This window comes from Sphingobium cupriresistens LL01 (assembly GCF_001046645.1).
GTDB classification, from domain to species: domain Bacteria; phylum Pseudomonadota; class Alphaproteobacteria; order Sphingomonadales; family Sphingomonadaceae; genus Sphingobium; species Sphingobium cupriresistens.
This window is the reverse complement of the sequence record NZ_KQ130436.1, coordinates 207,468-229,151: the sequence shown is the minus strand read 5'-3', so window position 1 is coordinate 229,151 and position 21,684 is coordinate 207,468. Positions and strand designations below refer to the sequence as shown.

Annotated in this window: 15 protein-coding genes; 11 read left to right on the top strand and 4 right to left on the bottom strand. The window is 63.7% G+C overall.

Annotated elements, in window-relative coordinates; translation table 11 throughout:
* The first annotated feature begins 2 nt into the window (after positions 1 to 2).
* Both V473_RS17640 and V473_RS17635 read left to right on the top strand, forming a co-directional pair.
* Complete coding sequence (locus tag V473_RS17640) at positions 3 to 695, top strand: HAD family hydrolase (protein WP_066608745.1); 693 nt, start codon at positions 3 to 5, stop codon at positions 693 to 695.
* Between the two features lie 76 nt (positions 696 to 771).
* The gene (locus V473_RS17635; protein ID WP_066608744.1) at positions 772 to 1,788 is read left to right on the top strand and encodes an adenosine deaminase; all 1,017 of its coding nucleotides are present in this window, start codon (positions 772 to 774) and stop codon (positions 1,786 to 1,788) included.
* A 22-nt stretch (positions 1,789 to 1,810) separates the two neighbouring features.
* Here V473_RS17635 and V473_RS17630 read toward each other — a convergent pair whose 3' ends face one another.
* From V473_RS17630 to V473_RS17620, 3 genes are all read right to left on the bottom strand, one after another.
* On the bottom strand, positions 1,811 to 2,389 hold the full coding sequence (locus V473_RS17630; RefSeq protein WP_066608079.1) for an LOG family protein: 579 nt from the start codon (positions 2,387 to 2,389) through the stop codon (positions 1,811 to 1,813).
* Between the two features lie 29 nt (positions 2,390 to 2,418).
* Entirely contained in the window at positions 2,419 to 2,949 is a 531-nt protein-coding gene (locus V473_RS17625; RefSeq protein ID WP_066608741.1) for a phosphoribosyltransferase, read from the bottom strand.
* 86 nt (positions 2,950 to 3,035) lie between these two features.
* Positions 3,036 to 3,968 (bottom strand): LysR family transcriptional regulator, encoded by a 933-nt coding sequence (locus V473_RS17620; RefSeq protein WP_066608076.1) that lies wholly within the window; start codon positions 3,966 to 3,968, stop codon positions 3,036 to 3,038.
* Positions 3,969 to 4,071: 103 nt separating this feature from the next.
* Between V473_RS17620 and V473_RS17615 the strand changes: the two genes are divergently transcribed.
* The 5 genes from V473_RS17615 (at position 4,072) to V473_RS17595 (ending at position 12,002) form a co-directional block, all read left to right on the top strand.
* Positions 4,072 to 5,202: a purine-nucleoside phosphorylase gene (locus tag V473_RS17615; protein ID WP_244884474.1), complete on the top strand. Its 1,131-nt coding sequence runs from the start codon at positions 4,072 to 4,074 to the stop codon at positions 5,200 to 5,202.
* Positions 5,199 to 6,728, top strand: a complete 1,530-nt coding sequence (locus V473_RS17610) for an adenosine deaminase family protein (RefSeq protein WP_066608070.1) — start codon at positions 5,199 to 5,201, stop codon at positions 6,726 to 6,728. Before V473_RS17615 ends, V473_RS17610 begins: the two co-directional genes overlap by 4 nt.
* A 187-nt stretch (positions 6,729 to 6,915) precedes the next feature.
* On the top strand, positions 6,916 to 9,426 hold the full coding sequence (locus V473_RS17605; protein WP_066608067.1) for a TonB-dependent siderophore receptor: 2,511 nt from the start codon (positions 6,916 to 6,918) through the stop codon (positions 9,424 to 9,426).
* 60 nt (positions 9,427 to 9,486) lie between these two features.
* Positions 9,487 to 10,614 (top strand): purine nucleoside permease, encoded by a 1,128-nt coding sequence (locus V473_RS17600; protein ID WP_148648438.1) that lies wholly within the window; start codon positions 9,487 to 9,489, stop codon positions 10,612 to 10,614.
* On the top strand, positions 10,611 to 12,002 hold the full coding sequence (locus V473_RS17595) for a uracil-xanthine permease family protein (protein WP_066608064.1): 1,392 nt from the start codon (positions 10,611 to 10,613) through the stop codon (positions 12,000 to 12,002). The genes V473_RS17600 and V473_RS17595 overlap by 4 nt, the downstream gene beginning before the upstream one ends.
* A gap of 7 nt (positions 12,003 to 12,009) precedes the next feature.
* On the opposite strand, the gene V473_RS17590 is transcribed toward V473_RS17595, so the two are convergent.
* The gene (locus V473_RS17590) at positions 12,010 to 13,044 is read right to left on the bottom strand and encodes a LacI family DNA-binding transcriptional regulator (RefSeq protein WP_066608061.1); all 1,035 of its coding nucleotides are present in this window, start codon (positions 13,042 to 13,044) and stop codon (positions 12,010 to 12,012) included.
* A gap of 278 nt (positions 13,045 to 13,322) precedes the next feature.
* On the opposite strand from V473_RS17590, the gene V473_RS17585 reads away from it, so the two are divergent.
* The 4 genes from V473_RS17585 (at position 13,323) to V473_RS17570 (ending at position 21,618) form a co-directional block, all read left to right on the top strand.
* A complete protein-coding gene (locus tag V473_RS17585) occupies positions 13,323 to 16,025 on the top strand; it encodes a TonB-dependent receptor (RefSeq protein WP_244884473.1) in 2,703 nt (900 codons plus the stop codon).
* Between the two features lie 73 nt (positions 16,026 to 16,098).
* Positions 16,099 to 17,928 carry an alpha-amylase family glycosyl hydrolase gene (locus V473_RS17580; protein WP_082679192.1) on the top strand — a complete coding sequence of 610 codons (1,830 nt, stop codon included), beginning with the start codon at positions 16,099 to 16,101 and terminating at the stop codon, positions 17,926 to 17,928.
* A gap of 16 nt (positions 17,929 to 17,944) precedes the next feature.
* Positions 17,945 to 19,552 (top strand): alpha-amylase family glycosyl hydrolase, encoded by a 1,608-nt coding sequence (locus V473_RS17575; RefSeq protein ID WP_066608734.1) that lies wholly within the window; start codon positions 17,945 to 17,947, stop codon positions 19,550 to 19,552.
* A gap of 11 nt (positions 19,553 to 19,563) precedes the next feature.
* On the top strand, positions 19,564 to 21,618 hold the full coding sequence (locus V473_RS17570; RefSeq protein WP_066608057.1) for a glycoside hydrolase family 97 protein: 2,055 nt from the start codon (positions 19,564 to 19,566) through the stop codon (positions 21,616 to 21,618).
* Positions 21,619 to 21,684: the final 66 nt, after the last annotated feature.

Sequence of the window (21,684 nt, the reverse complement as noted above, 5' to 3'; positions counted from 1 at the left end):
CGATGACGATCAAGCTTATCTGCCTCGATGCCGACGACACGCTCTGGCACAATATGCGCCATTTCAATGCCACCGAAGAAGCGCTGGTGGCGATGTTGCAACCTTTCGCCGACGATGAAGTCACGCGCGACCGGCTGATCGCCTGCGAGACGCGCAACCTCAAACTTTATGGCTATGGCGCCAAGGGCTTCACCCTGTCGATGATCGAGACGGCGGTGGAACTGGCGGGCGACAATCTCTCCAAGTCATTGGTGTCCGACATCCTGGCGGCCGGGCGCACCTTGCTCGCCCATCCGGTCGAGCTGTTCGATGATGTGCTGGAGACGCTGGAGGCGTTGTCACATCTGGGCAAGGTCGTGCTGGTGACGAAGGGCGACCTGCTGCACCAAGAAAGCAAGCTGGCGGCGTCGGGCCTGGGCGACCTGTTCAGCGGGATCGAGATCGTCAGCGACAAGAGGCCGGACACCTTCACCCGCATCTTCGCTCAATATGGCGTTGCTGCGGACCAGGCGGTGATGGCCGGCGATTCGCTGCGGTCGGATATCAACCCCGCGCTGGAGGCAGGCGCCTGGGCCGCCTATATCCCGCAGGAAGGGGCCTGGGCGCATGAAATGGGCCGGGTGCCGGACGACCATCCCTGCTTCCATATGCTCGACCGGCTGGGCGACTTGCCGGAATGGGTGCGATCGATCTGATGCGCGCGACCCAGCCTATGACAACCCCGTGTTCCCGCCTGCGCGGGAACATGGTGCGCTTTTTATGGACCATGCCATGACCGATCTCGACACCTTCATCGCTGGCCTGCCTAAGGCCGAACTCCATCTGCATATCGAAGGCAGCCTGGAGCCGGACCTGATGTTCGCCCTCGCCCGACGCAATGGAATCGCGATCCCCTATGCGGATGTGGAGGCGGTGCGCGCCGCTTATGCGTTCGGCAATCTCCAGGATTTCCTTGACATCTATTATGCCGGTGCCGACGTGCTGCGGACGCGACAGGATTTCCATGACCTTGCCGCCGCCTATTTCGATCGCGCGGCGGCCGACGGCGTGGTCCATGCCGAGATCATGTTCGATCCGCAGACGCACACCGCGCGCGGCATCCCCTTCGCTGCGGTGATCGAGGGGCTGTTGTCCGCTTGTGCCGAAGCAGAGGCGCGTCATGGCATGACCAGCCTGCTGATCCTCAGCTTCCTGCGCCATCTGAGCGAGGAGGAGGCGTTCGCGACGCTGGCGGAAGCCGAACCCTGGCTCGACCGGATCGCAGCGGTGGGCCTCGATTCCTCGGAAATGGGCCATCCGCCTGAAAAATTCGCGCGCGTCTTTCAAGCAGCGCGGGATAAGGGACTGAAACTGGTCGCCCATGCGGGGGAGGAAGGGCCGCCCGCCTATGTTTATGAGGCCCTTGATCTGTTGAAGGTCGATCGGATCGACCATGGCAACCGGGCGCTTGAAGACAAGGCGCTGGTCGAACGACTGGCGCGCGAAGGCATGACGCTCACCGTCTGCCCGTTGTCCAACCTCAAACTCTGCGTGATCGATGCGATCGAAGATCATCCGATCGACCACATGCTGGCGCTGGGCCTGAAAGCCACGATCAATTCGGACGATCCGGCCTATTTCGGCGGCTATATCGCGGACAATTACCGTGCGGTGGCGGCCGCGCGCGGGCTGAACCGGGATCAGCTGGCGACACTGGCGCGCAACAGTTTTACCGGCTCGTTCCTGCCGGAAGAGGCGGTGGCGTCGAATCTGGAACGGCTGGCCAAATGGCTGGCGGATAATGTCTAGTCCGCTCCTTTCGCGTTATTGCCTAAACATCACCGTCGCCCAGCCAATGTTCTGTCCGGGGCGGCAGATATTGCGCGATGCGGTCGAGCATCACTGAGGGGTCGCGCTCGATCAGCAGCATGGCGCGATGTTCGGGCTTGAGGAAACCTTCCGCCACGACATGATCGATGAAGCCCGACATGCCACTGTAGAAGCCGTTGACGTCCAGCATCCCGACTGGCTTTTCATGATAGCCCAGCTGCGACCAGCACCACGCCTCGAACATCTCCTCGAACGTGCCGATGCCGCCTGGCAGCGTCACGAATCCGTCCGCCAGCTTCGCCATCAGCGCCTTGCGCTCATGCATGGTCTGGACGACATGCAGTTCGCTGATCCCCTGATGGTCATGCTCGCGCGCGCGCAACGCTTCGGGGATGACGCCGATCACTTCGCCGCCCGCGGCGCAGGCCGCATCGGCGACCACGCCCATCAGCCCGACCGTGCCGCCGCCATAGACCAGGCCGATGCCGCGCTGCGCCAGCAGGGTCCCGAACTGTTCCGCCGCCTCACGATAGACGGGCAGCCGCCCCGGCGACGAACCGAGAAACACGCAGATCCGCATCCGCCCGTCGCGGACGCTCTTGTCCCCGCTCAGGACAGGCGCTCAGGCACGGACAGCGCCTCCTCCACGATATCGTCGCTGGCGCCGACCGATTCCCAGGGGAAGACGAACCAGCGCTTGTCGCTGTCGCGATCGATCATGCTCGCCCAATAATCGACCGTCTGCCGCGACCGGCTGTTGGACATCAGCACGGCGAAGCGCAGGTTGCCAGCATCGCAGCGATTGTCGGCCAGCAGGCGGCGGATATAGTCGATCGTGCCGCCGCTGTCGTTGATGTCATCGACGAACAGCAGCTTTACCCCTGCCGCGCTCTTGGCCGCGACCTTGCCCAGCAATTCGTCGGCAAAGCCGGGCACCTTGCTGCTATGGTCGATGGAAAGCATCGGCAGCTTGAGCTGGTGCGAGATATAGACGGCCGGAACCAGCCCGCCGCGCCCGATGCCGATGATGAAGTCGGGCGTCCAGTCGCCCTCCCCCACCTGGCGCGCGACGGTCTGCACGTCGGCCAGGAAGGCGTCATAGCCGATGTAGAAAAGTTCGGGTTCAGCGGTGCTGCTCATGAAAAGCGAATCCAGTTGGCAGGGAATGGACATGACCATGCCGATTATCCCGCCCGTGCCAAGGGGGCAATCGGCTGCGAGTCGGATCAGAGGTCGGCGCGCTCGATCGAAACGGGATAGCTGAGTTGCGCAAAGCCGCTCTCTATCTCGCCCAGCACGATCCCCGCCGCATAGGAAGGGGTGCGCGCCGCCGCGGTGCAGAGCGCCAGCGTCATCGGCCGCAGGATCGGATCGGCAATGCGGGTGAAGGAAAGGGTGCCGCGCTGCACTTCCGTGATCACGTCGAGCGAGGTCAATATGCCGATGCCTACGCCTTGCATGACCAGCGAGGTGATCATCTGGATATTGTCGGAACTAGCCGTGCGATCGATCTGGAGGCCGCTGGTCCCTTCCAGCACGGCGATCTGCTGGCACACCGCCAGAGGCTCGGCCGGGACGATCAACGGTGATCCGGCGCAGGCGGAGAAACGCGCTTCGCGCTGGTCGCCAAAAGGATGGCCAGCGGGCGTGAGGAAGCCCAGGACGACCTCGACAAAGGAGCGCACGGTCAGGTCGCGATAGGATTGCGGTTCGAACAATATGCCGAAATCCGCTTCGCCGCTGGCGATGGCGTCGCGCACCCGGTCGTTTTCCAGCACCCGCACGCCGATGGTGATGCCCGGATATCGGCTCTGAATCGCGCGGATCGCGCCGGGAATATAGCCTTTGGCCAGCGCGTCGATGATGGCGATATCGACATGGCCGCGCTTGAGGCCGCGCAAATCCTCTATCTGGGCGCGCACGTCGCTCAAATTCTTTTGCCAGCGCCCTCCCGCCGCCATCATGATCTCCCCCGCGGCGGTCAAGCGCAGGCCGGTCGGCAGCCGCTCGAACAGCGGCATTCCCAGGTCCGCCTCCACATTCAAAATCTGCCGGTCGATGGCGGAAGCGGAGATATTGAGTTCGTCCGCCGCCTTGCGGATCGAACCCAGTCTTCCAACCGCCATGAAGTAACGCAGAAAACGCGAAAATGCCGGCATAGACCCACCCTAATTTTTGCAACACTCCGTAGGATTCATTGCGTTTGATCGCGTCAGGTCAAGCCCCTACGCGCTCTGCAGGGCGAAATAATGGGATGCAACGGTGGCAGGATCCGCAAGACAGGCATTGGTGGCGATGGCCGCGACGGTTGCCGCGCTGGCCGGTCCGTCCTTTATCCTTGCTTCCGAACCGCCCGTTCCGATGCTGCCGTCGGTCAAGCCGATCCCAGTCAAAGTCATCGTGGTCGCCAATTTCGAGCCGGGCGCGGATATGGGCGATGCGCCTGGCGAGTTTCAGCTCTGGGCCGAGCGCGAGAAGCTGACCGAGGTCATCCCGATCAGGGGCGCGCTGCACCCGCTGCGCCGCAATGCGGCAGGTCTATATGGCATGTGCTGGGGCAGCCCGGACACGATGCTGGGCGGCGTCGCCGAACAGTTGATGAGCCTGTTGCTCGATCCGCGTTTCGATTTCAGCAAGACCTATTGGCTGTTTACCGGCATATCGGGGGTCGATCCGCAAATCGCATCGGTCGGCAGCGCCGCCTGGTCGCGTTGGGTGGTGCAGGGCGACACGCTGCGCGAATTTGACGACCGCGAAGTGGCGAAAGACTGGCCCTATGGCCTGTTCGCGATCGGCGCCGACGCGCCCAACACACTGCCCCACAATACCGAGAGTTTCGCTGGCTTCACCGATACCGGCAAGCTGACCATGTCGGTGAAGCTGAACCAGAGCCTGGCGCAATGGGCCTATGATCGCACCAAGGATGTGACCATTCCCGACAGCCCGGCGTTGCAAAAGGCGCGCGCGGCCTGGGCGGGCTATCCCAATGCGCAAAAGCCGCCTTTCGTGCTGATGGGCGAGACGCTGGGGTCGGTGCGCTATTGGCATGGCCCCGGCCGCACCCAATGGGCGCGCGACTGGGTGAAGCTGTGGACCGGCGGCAAGGGCCGTTTCGCCATGACCAACATGGAAAGCCAGTCGCTGGCCGGCGCCATGGCGATCGCCGCGAAACAGGGGCTGGTCGATCCGGCGCGGGTGCTGGTGCTACGCACCGGCAGCAACCCGTCCATGCCGCCGCCAGGCCGATCGGCGGTCGAAAGCGTCGCCGACGAAGGCGCTGGCCAGGTCGCGGCGTTCGAAGCCAACTATCGCGTCGGCGTGCCGGTGGTGCATGAATTGCTGAGCCATTGGGACAGCTACAAGGATCATGTGCCGGGAACCGGTCCGCAATGAAGCGTGGCCTGGCCCTCATGACCTCGCTGGCCGTGCTGTCGCCGGCTGCGGCGCAGACGACAAGCGGGGAAGCGGCCGCGGCCGCTCTGTTCGACAGGCTGGCGGACAGCCCGCCCGCGCTGCGGCTGTTCCTCAAAGCGATGCCCAAGGGCGGCGACCTGCACAATCATCTGGGCGGCACGCCCTATGCGGAGGATTATCTGCGCTGGGCGGCGCAGGCGGGGCTGTGCGTGGACGACAGCGGCGCCCGCATCGTCGCGCCGCCCTGCCCGCAAGCCCAGACGGTGAAGCGGATGAGCGAACAGACGCCCTTCGCCTTCGCCCGGCTGGTCGACGCCATGTCGACGCGGGGGGTGCAGCAGGGCGTGGGCGCCAACGACGCATCGGGCCATACGCAATTTTTTGGAAGCTTCGACCGATTAGGTCCGACCAGCCCGTCGGTTGAGGCCGGCGCGCTGGCCGTTGCACGGCAAGTCGCGGCGGGCGATCGGGTCGGCTATCTGGAACTGATCCACAATCCGCAAGCGCTGATCGCCGCGACGCTGGGCGCGGCGGACATGCCGTTGGACGCCAGCGGCCTGGCCGCTTTCTACAGCCGGACGATCAAGGACGCCAAGCCCGTCATCGACCGGGCGATCGCGGAACTGGATGCGAACGAGGCGGCGGCGGGCAAGGCGCTGGCCTGTGGTGGCGCAAAGCCCGACCCCGGCTGCGGCGTCGCCATCCGCTATCTCGCCTGGGGATGGCGCGACCTGCCCCCGGCGCAGGCCTTCACCTCGCTCATCCTCGCCTTCGCCCTGGCCGATCGCGATCCACGCTATGTCGGTATCAACATCGTCCAGCCGGAAGATTGGGTGATCGCGCTGCGCGACTATGACCTGCACATGGCGATGCTGCGTTTCCTGGCGGAACGGCATCCGCGTGTGCATCGCACCCTCCATGCGGGCGAACTGGCGTTCGGCCTCGTGCCGCCCGCTGCCTTGCGCCACCATATCGCCAAGGCGCTGGAAGCCGGGGCGGAGCGGATCGGCCATGGCACCGCCATCGCTTATGAGGAGGACGCCGTCGCCACCCTCGCGCGCATGGCGCGCGATGATATTGCAGTGGAAATCAACCTGACCAGCAACGCGGTGATTTTGGGGGTGAAGGGCGACGATCACCCGCTGCGCCTCTATCGCCGGGCGGGTGTCCCGACGCTGCTGTCGACCGACGACCAGGGCATATTGCGCACCGACATGACCCAGGAATATCAGCGCGCCGCGCGCGAGCAAGGCATGGGCTATGCGGACCTCAAGCAGATGGCGCGCACCAGCCTGGAGCAGGCGTTCATCGACGGGACGAGCATCTGGGCGGACAGGCATGTGGGCGCGCGCGTCTCGCCTTGCACGGCAGGGTGGACCGACGATCGCTGCCGCAGCCTCGCACGATCCAGCGCCAAAGCCGCACTTCAAGTTCAATTGGAGGAAGATTTTCAGATTTTCGAAGATGTTACCGTGCTCAATCTAAGCAAGTCGATCGGACCATAATAGGCCGACCGACCCCGAACAGAAGAACGATAAAAATAAGACATTTTCTTTGCTGCGGCGTGTCAGAAATATTAGCATGACGCATTGCAGCATCAAAAATCTTCATGGGAGAGGCAGGCAGCAGGGACAACCGGCTGGCGAAGCCGTGGGGATTTACGCTTCGCCGCCATCATAAAGGGGGCTCATCATGGCGAATTATCTGCCTTTTCATCGCGTCGCACATAAAGCTGCGCCGCAGCATCGTTTTCGGACCGGATCGACCGCCATCGCCACGCTGGCGCTGCTATCCTGCACCGCCCTAAGCCCTGGGCTGAGTTCCGCCGCCTGGGCGCAGACGCCCGCGCCAGAGGATGCGCCGGAGCCGACCGCCGAAATCGTGGTGACGGGCGCGCTCGACGCATTGCCGATCAAGAATGTCGGGTCGATCTTCGGCTTCGACAAGACGATCCTTGAAACGCCACGCTCCGCATCGACCATCAGCAGCGAGCAGATGGAGCGGTTCGGCATCACCGACATTTATGATCTGGTCGCACAGGCGCCCGGCACCTTCACCAACAGTTTCTTCGGCGTCGGCGGCGCGCTCGACATTCGCGGCACGCCCGGCGAAGTCTATTTCCGCGGTATGCGCCGCCTGGACAATCCGGGCAACTATCCCACGCCCATCGGCGCATCGGACCGGATCGACATCGTCCGCGGCCCGGCATCGCCGATCTTCGGCCCGTCCAAGACCGGCGGCTACATGAATTTCGTGCCCAAATCGGCGCGCGTCGCCGACGGCAAGCTGCGCGACAAGGCGAGCGGCGAAATCAGCTATACGCGCGGCAGTTGGGACATGAATGTCGTCAAGGGCAATGTCTCCGGCCCGCTCAAGATCGGCGAGCAGGAATTCGGCTACAGCCTGTTCGGCCAATATGAGGATGACGGCAGCTATTATCGCAACATGTGGACCAAGCAGACCATCCTGCAGGGCTCCTTCGACACCGACCTGTCCGACCATGTCCGCATTGAATTTGGCGGCCAGTATCAAAATTACAAAGGCCAGCAAAATGGTGGCTGGAACCGCCTGACCCAGGCGCTGGTGGATGACGGCACCTATATCACCGGCCAGGCCCAGCCGCTCGACACCAGCGGCGACGGGCAGATTTCGCAGCAGGAAATCAATGCATCGGTGCCCGGCGGCCTATCGATCTTCGGCAACTTCACCTGCCCCGATAGCACATTCAGCCCCTTCGCCAGCGGTTTTACCGACGCCTGCTTCACCTCCGCCTATCCCAGCCTGGCGCTGACCAACACAGGCACGACGAAGCTCAGTCGCCGCAATGTGCTGACCGGCAAGGACGACAGACTGGTCAACCGCGGTTCGACCTTCTATTTCGACGCCATCTACACCGCCGACAGTGGTTTCGAGCTGAAGAACCAGTGGTTTTACGACAGCTATGAAAATATTAACGAGAACGCCTATGGCTTCTCGCAATTCCACGACAGCTGGGTGATCGAGGACAAAATCGTCGCATCCAAGACTTTGGAAAGCAGCGCGGGCAAATTCTCCTTCCAGTTGTCGCCGTCAGTCCGTTATACCAAGTTCGCGCATGGCGACGATTTCAACTATGAATATTTCCACCGCGTCGACCTGACGGTGGGATATGACGCCTTGTCGGATCGCCTGCTGTCGACTGAATGCGACTGTGACTACACCAATTATGTCGTCGGCCATTACAGCGACCTAGCGCTGGCGGGGCTGGTCGATCTCGACTTCGCCTTCGGCCTGGATGTGACGCTGGGCGCGCGCTACGACCATCTGGACGTCAAGGCGACGAATATCACGACCAAGCTGGAAGCGCCTGCCGCCGGCCTGGCGGCGAACAATGCCAGCGGCAGCAAGGGCGCCTGGTCCTGGTCGGGCAGCGCCTCCTACAAACTGCCCTTCGGCCTGATCCCCTACGGCACCATCGCGAAGCAATCGACGGTGATCGCGGGTCAGGGCGCGGAAATCTATCCGGCCGATGTCGCCGGCGGCACCTTCCTGTCCGCCTCCAAACTCTATGAAGGCGGCATCAAAGGCAGCTGGCTCGACAACAAGCTCTACGCAGCCGTCTCCGTCTACAAGCAGAAGCGCACCGACTTTAACATCCAGTCGATCACAGTGAACCAGTCGGTCGAAACCAAGGGGCTGGAGGCCGAACTGCGGTGGTCAGTCGATCGGCACCTACTGGTGACCGGCGCCTATACCCACACCAATGTCTATAATCTGACCGCGTTGCAGGACGGCACGCTGTTCAGCTTCTTCGGCATCGAGGATCTGGTGAATGTCTCCGACCCCACCCTGTTCCTGGGCGGTCAGCCGATCGGGCTGGTGCCGATCAACAGCAAGAGCGATTCCAAGCGCGCGGGTATTCCGCAGAACATGTTCTCGGCCACCGCGACCTATGCGTTCGACTTCGGTCTCGCCCTGTCGGGCAGCCTGGTGCATGTCGATTCGGTCTATTCGGGCCAAAGCCAGGCCGTAAAGTTGCCGGCCTACACCACCGTGGACCTGGGCGTATCGTTCGAAACCGGGCCGATGTTGTTGCGGCTGGTGGTGAAGAACGCGACCAACGAGAAATATTTCCGCGCCAACTTCACCGAATTGTTCGGCAGCACCATCGTCCTGCCGGAACGGCCGCGCAGCTTCCAGGCGTCCGCCGTCTATAAATTCTGACGCCTCATCGCAGGAGCGCCCCGTAACGAGCGCTCCTGCCGCTATTGTCAAGGAACCCCGATGCGCTCCCTTTCCCGCTGCGTCCTGCCGCTCGCCATCCTGGCCTGCGCCGCGGCGGCCCCTGCCGCCACCCCGCCCGTCGAGCCTGTCACTGTCAAGTCAGGGCCGCTCGAAACCGTGCTCGCCTGCGTGCCGACCAAACCCTGCGCCGCGACGCTGCCGGTGCGCATGGTCATCGTCACCATGTTCGAGATCGGCGCGGATGAAGGCGATGCGCCCGGCGAATTTCAGCTGTGGAAGGAAAGGCGGCATCTCGACACGCGCATCCCCTTTCCGCAGGGCTATCACGACCTCTTCTACAATCCCGAAAGCCAGATATTGGCCATCGTGACGGGTGTCGGCACCGCGCGGTCCGCCAACGCGACCATGGCGCTGGGCCTCGACCCGCGCTTCGACCTCGGCAAAGCCTATTGGCTGGTGGCCGGGATCGCCGGCATCGATCCGCAGGATGCATCGATCGGATCGGCCGCCTGGGCGCGTTACAGCGTCGACGGTGACCTGGCGCATGAAATCGATGCGCGCGAAATTCCCAAAGACTGGACGTCGGGCTTCTTCCCTCTCGACAAGAAGGGACCGGGCGACACGAGCCCGCCCATCACCGAAGGCCGGGTGTTCGCGCTCAACCCCAAGCTGGTCGATTGGGCTTTCGCCCTGACCAAGGACGTCGTCATTCCCGACGATGTCGGCATCCAGCAGGAACGTGCGCGCTACAAAGGCTATCCCAATGCGCAAAAACCGCCCTTCGTCCTGATCGGCGACCAGTTTTCCGCCATGACCTTCTGGCATGGCAAGCTGCTCAACCGCTGGGCGAACGACTTCACCCGCTATTCCACCAGCGGCAAGGGAGAGTTCGTCACCTCCGCCATGGAGGAAACGGGGACGTTGCAAGCCATCGCCTATCTCACCCGCGCGGGCCGGGTGGACAAGGACCGGGTCATGGTGCTGCGGTCGGGCAGCAATTTTTCCATGCCGCCCGAAGGCGTCGCCGCCGCCGACAATTTGATGCGGGAGAATGAGGGCTATTCGGGGATGCGGGCATCGCTTGAAAGCCTGTATCTGGTCGGGTCCAAAGTCGTGGACGAACTGCTGAACCATTGGGACCGTTACGAGCAGGCGCCGCCGCAATGACCGTAGCGCCGCTCGCCGTACCGCAGGCCGCCGCTGAGCAGCCGATGGGAATGACGGCGGCGCAGGCGCGCGATCCCGATCATTTCCCCGGCCTGGCCATCGCCATTCCGCTGGGCATCCAGCATGTGCTGGCCATGTTCGTCAGCAACATCACGCCCGCCATCATCATCGCGGGCGCCGCCGGGTTCGGCTATGGATCGGCGGAACCCAGCGCGCTCATCTACATGATCCAGATGGCGATGCTGTTCGCCGGGCTGACCACCCTGCTCCAGACCGTGGGCGTGGGGCCGGTCGGCGCGCGCCTGCCCCTGGTGCAGGGCACCAGTTTCGCTTTTCTGCCGGTCATCATTCCGATCTGCGCCGGGCGCGGGGTGGACGCCATGGCGGAACTGACCGCCGCGGCGCTGTGCGGCGGGCTGTTTCATGCGGTATTGAGCATGTTTGTCGGCCGTATCCGCTTCGCCCTGCCACCGCTGGTTACGGGTCTGGTCGTGCTGATGATCGCCCTGTCGCTGATGCGGGTCGGCATCCAATATGCCGCCGGCGGGGTCATGGCGCAGGGCACGCCGGCCTATGGCGCGGGGGCGGGCTGGCTGCTGGCGGGCGTGGTCATCATCACGACGCTGGGGCTCAGCTTTTTCGCACGAGGCCTCTGGTCGACCGCGTCGGTCCTGCTGGGACTGCTGGCGGGCTATGCCCTCGCCGCCGCCATGGGCAGGGTGTCGCTGGACCCGATCGGCGTCGCGCCTGTCGTCATGCTGCCCGATCCGTTCCATTTCGGCTTCGCCCTGTCCGCGTCCGCCATAGTGGGATTCTGCCTGATGGGCTTCATCTCCGCGATCGAATCGATCGCTGACGTGTCCGCCATCTGCGAAGCCAATGTCGGTCGCCCGGCGCGTGACAACGAACTGATCGGCGCGACGGCCGCCGACGGCGTGGGGACGGCGATCGGGGCGCTGTTCGGGGCCATGCCCAACACCAGTTTCAGCCAGAATGTGGGCTTGATCGCCATCACCGGCATCGTCAGCCGCCATGTCGTGACGGTCGGCGCGCTGTTCCTGGTCCTGTGCGGATTAGTGCCCAAAATCGGCGCGGCGATCACCACCATCCCGATAGAGGTGCTGGGCGGCGGGGTGATATTGATGTTCGGCATGGTCGCGTCGGCCGCCCTGTCCATGCTGTCGGCGGTCGCCTGGACACAGCGCAACATGCTGATCTTCGGCCTCGCCTTGTCGCTGGGCATCGGGTTGGAGCTTGAACCGGATGCGTTGTCGCACCTGCCAGCGTCCGCGCGCATCATCCTGGCGTCCGGCGTGCTGCCAGCCGCGGTGGTGGCGGTGATACTCAACCTGATCGTGCCGGGCCGAACGGCCGTGCCGCAGAACTGACCCGCCCCTATCCGGCCGTGCTGCGCCGCACGACCAGCCTGGTTCCCAGCGTGCAGGGCGGCAGGGGCCGATCCTCCACTTGCGCGACGAGGGTGTCGACCAGCAACTGGCCGGCCCCCTTCATGTCCTGCATGATGGTGGTCAGAGGGGGCGTGGTCAGGCTGGCGGCGGGAATATCGTCGAAGCCGATAATGGCGACGTCGCCCGGAATGGACAATCCCGCCTCCGCCAGCGCGCGCATCGCCCCAATCGCGATCAGATCGCTCGCTGCAAAAATCGCATCGAACGGCGCGCCGCGCGCGATCAGCGTCCGGGCGGCGGCATGGCCGGCATCCTCGGCGGTCAGCGCATCGACCTGCAACGCCGGGTCGGGGGCGATGCCGGACGCGGCCATAGCCTGACACAGGCCGGTGTAACGATCGGCAAATTCGGGATAATGTTCGTCCGCCTGGCCCAGAAAGGCGATGCGGCGGCGACCCAGACTGAGCAGATGCTCGCCGGCCAGGCGGCCCGCGCCAACATTGTCCGACCCCACCGTCGGGCCGATCGTGTCCTCCCCCGCGGACCCCCAGCGCACAAAATGCGTGCCATGATCGACCAGTTCGGTCAGCCGCCGGGCGTAGAGCGTATAGTCGCCATAGCCGAGCAGGATGAGACCGTCGGCGCGATGGCTATCCTGGTAACGAACATGCCAGTCGTCCTCCATTTTCTGGAAGGAGATGAGCAGGTCCAGCCCGCGCGCGCCGCATTGCCGCGTGATCGACCCCAGCATCGCCAGGAAGAAGGGGTTGATGTTCGATTCGTCGGGCGTGCGGTCTTCGAAGAACAGCAGCGCGATCGTGTTCGAACGCTGCGATCGAAGCGACGAGGCGTTCTTGTCCACCGAATAGTTGAGTTCGCGCGCAATCGCCTCGATCCGCTGGCGGGTGGCCAGGCTGACCGATCGCGATCCGCGCAGCGCGCGGCTGACGGTCGGCTGGGACACGCCGGCCAGATAGGCGATGTCGAAGCTGGTCGGCTTGCTACTGGGCTGGCGCCCCATATCCCTCTCCCGGCGCGGTCGATACGCCACAGCCATGGTAGGGCCACCCTGAAAACAAGGCAATTGCGTCCTTTCGGGCAAGGCCCATCGTGACATGACGGCCACAGTCGGGGCCTGTGCATATATGCGTATACGTATGCCTTATGGCCGGGTGGCGCGAACGGGGCGTATGACCGGCCCATCCGCAGGAACGTGGCGCTGCACAGCCATGCTTGCGGCCAGGGTTTCCAGCACCGGCGAACAGGGTCTGTCCGGTGTCCATGGGGGAGAGGATAAAAGTGGCTCATCATCATCATCGCGTCCGTTTGTTCGGCGCATCGCTTCTGGCTATCATGGCGACGGCCGCCAGCCCCGCCTTCGCCCAGGACGCGCCGCAGGCCGACGCTGCGCCGCAGGATGCGGCCAGCGACACGATCGTCGTTACCGGCTTCCGCGCCGCGTTGCAGAGCGCCGTCAACGTCAAGAAGAACGCCGCGCAGATCGTGGAATCGGTGTCGGCCGAAGATATCGGCAAGCTGCCCGACGCATCGATCGGCGAATCCATCGCCCGCCTGCCCGGCCTGACGTCGCAGCGCCTGTTCGGTCGCGCCAATTCGATCGCGATCCGCGGCGCCAGCGCCGACCTCTCCTCGACCACGCTCAACGGCCGTCCCCAGACGTCCACCGGCGAACAGCGCAATGTCGAATTCGACCAATATCCCTCCGAAGTCGTCAGCCGCGTCGATGTGTTCAAGTCGCCCCAGGCCAACCTGATCAACCAGGGTCTGGCCGGCACTGTCGACATCCGCACCATCCGTCCGCTCGACTACGGCAAGGAACTGTTCTCGGTCGGCGCCCGCGGCGTCTATACCGATCTGGGTAAGGTCAATGCCGACAGTAAGGACAAGGGCTATCGCCTGACCGGCACCTATGTCGGCCAGTTTGCGGGCGACCGCATCGGCGTGTCGCTGTCGGCCGCCTATAATGACGAACCCTATCAGTCGAAGGAGTTCGAAGCCTGGGGCTATGCCGACGGACCGGATGGCGACAAGGTGATCGGCGGCATCAAGCCTTTCGGCGTGTCCACCCAGTTGAAGCGCCTGGGCATCCAGGGCGCGGTGCAGGTGCAGGCGACCGACACGCTGCTGCTGACCTTCGACGGCTTTTATGGCGACTTCAAGGAAAAGCAGATCAAGCGCGGCGTCGAATTTCCGCTCTACTGGAGCGGCGCGACGCTGGTCCCCGCCAGCATCGGCGCCGAAGGCGATTTCATCAATAAAGGCACGTTCACTGGTGTCGAGGCGGTGGTCAACAACCATGGCTATGAGCGCAAGTCGAAGATCTTTTCGGGTGGCTTCAACGGCAAATATACCGGCGACGATGGCTGGTCGGCCAGCTTCGATTTCGGCTATTCGCGCACCGACCGCAGCGAATTGTCGCTCGAATCCAACGCGGGCACCGGCTATGGTCCCGGCAATGGCGCGACCGATACGCTGGACTTCGTCAGCGACGGCAAGGGCACCCATTTCACCAGCCACCAGCTCGACTATAGCGACCCCAATCTGATGGTGTTGACCGATCCGCTGGGTTGGGGCGCAGGCGCGCCGCTGGGCCATCAGGAAGGCTATTATAACAACCGCATCATCGATGATGAGATCAAAAGCTATCAGATCGAGTTCGGCAAGGAGATCGAGAGCGGCTTCCTGTCGAAGGTCACCGCGGGCCTGGGCTATGTCGACCGCACCAAGGCCAAGACGCCCGAAGAATATGTGCTGAACCTGGCCAATGGCGCAACGTCGCTGGTGCTGCCGGAGCAATATCGTCTGGCCGCGACGGACCTGAGCTTCCTGGGCATCGGCCCGATCCTGTCCTACGACCCGTTCAAGCTGCTCAGCGACGGCGTCTATATCAAGACGCTGAACCCCAGCAAGGATGTGCCGGCCAAGGCCTATTCGGTGACCGAGCGGGTGATGTCCGCCTATCTGATGGCCAATATCAAGTCGGAAGTGGGTTCGGCCGAGCTGACCGGCAATGTCGGCGTGCTGGCCCAGAATACCGAACAGAAGTCGCGCGGTTTCGTGAACCTGGCGGCGGCCGATCTGGTGCCGACGACACGGGGCGACAATTATTGGGATGTGCTGCCCAGTATGAACCTGTCGTTGCGCTTTCCCAGCGATTTCATCATCCGCCTGGCCGCCGCCCGCGAAATCCAGCGCCCCCGTTTCGAGGATATGAAGGTCAGCCTGGACTATGGCTATAATACCGCCAGCGGGGTTATCACCGGCACGGGTGGCAACCCTACCCTGCGCCCCTATCGCGCCTGGGCGGCGGACCTGAATGTCGAGAAATATTTCGGGACCAAGGGCTATGTCAGCCTGCAACTGTTCGCCAAGAAGCTGGAAAGCTATGTCTATCGGGAAACCGCGGCGTTCGATTATACCGGCCTGCCGGTCGTGCTGCCGCCGGGCGTCACCGATCCTGACGGCACGCTGACCCGTCCGGTCAACGGCGAGGGTGGCAAGCTCTATGGCTTCGAAGTCGCCGGCACGGTGCCGTTCGACATCGTGACGCCCGCGCTGGACGGCTTTGGCCTGACCGGCGGCGTGGGTTATACCAAAACCAGCATCAAGCCGGGCGTCGGCGCCGCATCGGAAGACCTGCCCGACTATTCGCGCTGGGTCGCCAACGCCACGATCTTCTTCGAGAAATGGGGCTTCAACGCCCGCGCTTCGGCCCGCTATCGTTCCGCCTTCGTCGGCCAGTTCGTCGGCTTCGGGGGCGAGCGCGAGTTGCGCCGGGCCTTGAGCGAAACCATCGTTGATGGACAGATCGGCTATGATTTCCAGAAGGGCAGCGCGCTGGAGGGGCTGGCGATCTTCGTACAAGGCCAGAATCTGACCGACGAACCCTTCGTGTCGGTCGATACCGGCGCATCGATCCAGATCCGCAACTATCAAAGCTATGGCCGCCGCTTCATGGCGGGCTTCAACTACCGCTTCTGATGTGTAGAGTGGCCCGGCGGCCTTGTCGTCGCCGGGCCTTTTTTTCAAAGGTTCAAGCAGAGGGGTGCCCCTTATGGGTCGAACGGCCACGAGATTGTTCGTGACAGCCGCCGGGATCGGCGCGGCTCTCGTGGGCGCGCCGCTGGCGATGGCCGACACGCTGGCCGACCTGCGCGCCCGCACGCCGGCGCAGGAGATCGTCTATTTCGTGCTGCCCGACCGGTTCGCCAATGGCGACCGCAGTAATGACAAGGGCGGCCTGAAGGGCGGCCCGCTCCAGACCGGCTATGATCCCACCTCGCGCGCCTTCTATCATGGCGGCGACCTGAAGGGGCTGACGGCGAAGCTCGACTATATACAGGGCTTGGGTGCGACAGCGATCTGGCTGGCGCCGGTGTTCAAGAACAAGCCGGTGCAGGGCGCCAAGGGGCAGGAAAGCGCGGGCTATCACGGCTATTGGGTGACGGATTTCACTACCGTCGATCCGCATTTCGGCAGCGACGCCGACTTCAAGGCGCTGGTCGATGCGGCGCACAAGCGCGGCATGAAAGTCTATATGGACATCATCGCCAACCATACGGCCGATGTGATCCAATATCGCGAAAGCCCGACCAGCGCAGCGCCTTATCGCAGCAAGGGGGCCTATCCCTGGTTGCGCCGGGGCGGCGCGGCGGGCCAGCCAATCAATACAGGCTTTGCCGGCGATCGCGACGGCAGCGCGGCCAACTGGGCGAAGCTGACCGATCCGGCCTTCGCCTACACCCCGATCGTTCCGAAGAGCGAGGAGACGGTCAAAGTCCCCGCCTGGCTCAACGACCCCATCTATTATCACAATCGCGGCGACACCGACTGGAAGGGCGAAAGCTCGCAATATGGCGATTTCGTCGGGCTGGATGACCTGGCGACCGAAGATCCGCGGGTGGTGGAAGGCTTCATAGCCATCTACAAGGACTGGATCGACCGCTTCGGCATCGATGGCTATCGCATCGACACCGCGCGCCATGTGAATGCGGCATTCTGGCGCGCCTTCATTCCCGCCATCCGCGCTCATGCCGCGGCCAAGGGAATCCCCAACTTTCATGTCTTCGGCGAAGTCGCTACCGACGCCTATGATCCGGCGCTGCTGGCCAGCTGGACGCGCAACGCGGGATTTCCCGCCGTGCTGGATTTCGCCTTCATGCGCGCGGCCGTGGATGCAGCCAGCGGCAAGAGCGGCACCGACATGCTGGCGCGGCTGGGGGATGATGATGCCCTCTACGAAGGCGGCAAGGCGGCGGCGCTGCAATTGCCGACCTTCCTCGGCAATCACGACGCGGGTCGCTTTGCCTGGTTTCTGCGTCAGGCCAAGCCCGGCATCAGCGCGGAGGAGGAACTGGCGCGCGCCCTGCTGGGCCATGCGATGTTGCTGACGCTGCGCGGCGTGCCGACGCTCTATTATGGCGATGAACAGGGTTTCGCCGGCACGGGCAATGATCAGCAGGCGCGGCACGACATGTTCGCCTCGCAGGTCGCCGAATATAATGCGGAACGGCTGGTCGGGACGCACGCAACCACCGGGACGGACAATTTCCGCACCGACCAGCCTCTCTATCGCGCAATCGCAACGCTGGCGAAAATCCGCAGCGCCACGCCAGCCCTGTCGCGCGGCGCGACTATCCTGCGCGCCAGTTCGGACAAGCCCGGCCTGTTCGCGGTGTCGCGCATCGACCCCGATACGGGCCGCGAAGTGCTGGTCGCGTTCAATACCGCCGCGACGCCTTATGTTGGCCCTGTCGCGGTCGATCCGGCCAGCGGCGGCTTCACGTCGCTGATCGGCGCCTGCCCTGTCACCCCGCAAGCGCCGGGCAGCCTGGCCCTCGCTCTCCCCGCCTTCGGCTATGCCGTCTGCGCCGCCAAACCCTGAACCGGAAAGCTCCTTCATGACGCTTGCGACGACATCGACCGATCAGCCCTGGTGGAAGGGCGCGGTGATCTATCAAATCTATCCGCGCAGTTTTCAGGATAGCAATCATGACGGCATCGGCGACCTGAATGGGATCACCCAGCGACTGGAGCATATCGCCCGGCTCGGCGCAGACGCGATCTGGATTTCGCCCTTCTTCACGTCGCCCATGCGCGATTTCGGCTATGACATCGCTGATTATTGCGATGTCGATCCGATTTTCGGCACGTTGGCCGATTTTGACGCGCTGGTCGCGCGCGCCCATGCGCTCGGCCTGAAGGTCACGATCGATCAGGTCTATGCCCATACCTCCGACCTTCATGACTGGTTCGCGCAAAGCCGCGCCAGCCGGACGAGTGAAAAGGCCGACTGGTTCGTCTGGGTCGATCCGAAGGAAGACGGCACCCCGCCCAACAACTGGCAGTCGGTGTTCGGCGGCCCGGCCTGGACCTGGGACGCGCGGCGCGGCCAATATTATATGCACCAGTTTCTGAGCAGCCAGCCGCAGCTCAACCTCCACAACCCGGCGGTGCAGGATGCGCTGCTGGACGCGATGCGCTTTTGGCTCGATCGCGGAGTGGATGGCTTCCGTCTCGACGCGCTCAACCATTCGATGCACGACCCGCAACTGCGCGACAATCCGCCAGCGCCCGACACCGGCAAGCCGCGCACGCGGTCCTTCGATTTCCAGATCAAGACATATAGTCAGTCTCACCCCGGCGTAGTCGATTTCATCAAGCGAATCCGCACGCTCTGCGACGAATATGGCGCGATCTTCACCGTGGCGGAGGTCGGCGGCGACCTGTCAGAGACGGAGATGAAGGCCTATACGGCGGGCGAAACCCACCTCAACAGCGCCTATGGCTTCAACTTCCTCTATGCCGACGCGCTGACGCCCGCTCTGGTGGCTGACACGGTCGATCGCTGGCCGGATGAACCGGGCATGGGCTGGCCGAGCTGGGCGTTCGAAAATCACGATGCGCCGCGCGCGCTGTCCCGCTGGTGCGCGGCGGAGGATCGCCCGGCGTTCGGACGGCTGAAGGCGATGCTGCTGGTGGCGCTGCGCGGCAACGCGATCCTCTATCAGGGCGAGGAATTGGGGATCACCCAGGTCGATATCCCCTTCGACAAGCTGCAAGATCCCGAAGCGATCGCCAATTGGCCGCTGACCCTGTCGCGGGACGGCGCGCGCACGCCTTTGCCATGGGCTGCCGATGCCGCGCAAGCGGGCTTTTCCAGTGTCGAACCCTGGCTACCCCATGGTGCCGATCATCTGGCGCTGGCGGTCGACGCGCAGGAGGCTGATCCTGCATCGCTGCTGAACCACACCCGCGCGATGCTCGCGCTGCGGAAGGCGAACCCGGCGCTGCGCCACGGCAGCCTGGAGATATTGGTCGCCGACGACCAGCGTCTGCTGTTCCGCCGCGCCGCCGACGGCCAGTCGCTGCTCTGCCTGTTCAACCTGTCGGCCAAACCGGCGACCTGGCCCGAAGAGATCGCCCCGACCAACAAGCTGCTGTCCGCCGTCAATGGCGCCACGCCCGGCGCCCTGCCACCCTTCGGCGCGCTGATGATCGAGGAATAAGGAGAGACTCCATGCTGAACCTGTCGCTGCGCGCCTGCGCGCTGACCCTTCCATTCGTCTTCATGACGCCGGCCGTTGCGCAGGAGGCCCGCCCCGCCGTCACCGCCGCATCGCCCGATGGCTCGATCATCCTGACCGTCTCCACCGACAATGACAGCCGCCCGACCTGGTCGCTCTCGCGCAAAGGCAAGCTGCTGATCGCGCCGTCGAAGCTGGGCTTCATCCTGACCGACGGCCTTAACATGGTCCGCGGCTTTGCGATCGCCGGGTCGGACAAGGGCCAGGGCGATGATCGATGGGAACAGCCCTGGGGTGAGCGCCGCTTCGTCACCGACCGCTATAATGAAGTGACGGTCCGCTTCCGCCAGTCCGACGTGCAGGGCGCGCGGCTGATGAACGTGCGTTTCCGCCTGTTCGATGACGGCGTCGGCTTCCGCTACGAACTGCCCGCGCAGCCCAATCTGAGCCGCATGAAGATCGCCGACGAGACGACCGAGTTCGACATCGCGCCCAAGGGCACGGCTTGGTGGATTCCGGGCGGCGAATGGAACCGCTACGAGCAGGTCTATCAGAATACGCCGATCGACGCTGTCTCGACCGCCCATACGCCCATCACCATGCGGCTGGACGACGGCACGCATCTCAGCTTCCACGAAGCCGCGCTGGTCGATTATGCGGCCTATTGGCTGAAGCGCGCGTCTGGCCAGACCTTCCGCACCACGCTCTCGCCCTCGTCGCAGGGCGCACGGGTGATCCGCGACCTGCCGTTCAACACGCCCTGGCGGACCATCCGCATCGCCGATAGTGCGGCGGGGCTGGTCGAAAATGATCTGGAATTGAACCTCAACGAACCCAACAGGCTGGGCGACGTCAGTTGGTTCCAACCCGCCAAATATATCGGCATCTGGTGGGGCATGATCCGGGGCGACTGGAGCTGGGCCGAAGGGCCGAAGCATGGCGCCACCACCACCCGCACGAAGCAATATATCGATTTCGCCGCCAAACATGGCTTCCGCGGCGTGCTGGTCGAAGGCTGGGACAAGGGCTGGAAGGGCGACTGGTTCGGCCATGGCGACGACTTCAGCTACACGCAATCGACTCCCGACTTCGACCTGCCGGGCCTCGCCGCCTATGCGAAGACAAAGGGCGTGCACTTGATCGGGCATCACGAAACCGGCGGCAATATCGCCAATTATGAAGCGCAGTTGGACGACGCGATGAAGCTCTATGCTGGTCTTGGCGTCGATGTCGTCAAGACCGGCTATGTCGCCGACGCGGGCGGCATCATCGCGCCGGGGGACAAGCCTGGCGAAACGCATATGGAATATCATGACGGCCAGCGCATGGCGCAACATCATCTGCGCGTCGTGGAGACGGCGGCTAAATATCATGTCGCGGTCAATGCGCATGAACCGATCAAGGATACCGGCCTGCGCCGCACCTATCCCAACTGGGTCGGGCGCGAAGGCGCGCGCGGCATGGAATATAATGCCTGGGGCAGATTTGCGAACGGGCCGGACCATGAACCCACGCTGGTCTATACAAGGCTGCTGTCCGGCCCGATGGACTTCACGCCCGGCGTACTGAGCCTGGAGGGGGCGGACCATGCCCCGCTGGCATCGACCTTGGCGAAGCAACTCGGCCTCTATCTTGCCATTTACTCCCCGATCCAGATGGCAGCGGATTTTGTCGAGACGCTGGCCAAATATCCAAAGGAACTGGATTTTATCACGAAAGTCCCGGCCGACTGGAGCGAAAGCCATCTGATCGCAGGCGAAGTGGGCGACTATGCCATGTTCGCGCGCAAGGATCGCAACAGCGAGAATTGGTATGTCGGCGGCGTCAACGACGCGACCGCGCGGACGGTGACGTTGAACTTCGACTATCTGGAACCGGGCAAGACCTACAATGCCACCATCTACAAAGATGGCGAGGGCGCGACCTATCTTAGCGACGCCCGCCACAGGATCGCCTATGAGACGCGGACGTTCCGCAAGGGCGACCGCTACGACCTGTGGCTGGCGCCGGGCGGCGGCGCGGCGATGCGACTGGCGCCCAGCCGATAAGGAATCCGGCCTTTGAGGCCGGTCTCCCCCGCTCCCGGATCGGACTGCACGCCGATCCGGGGGCTT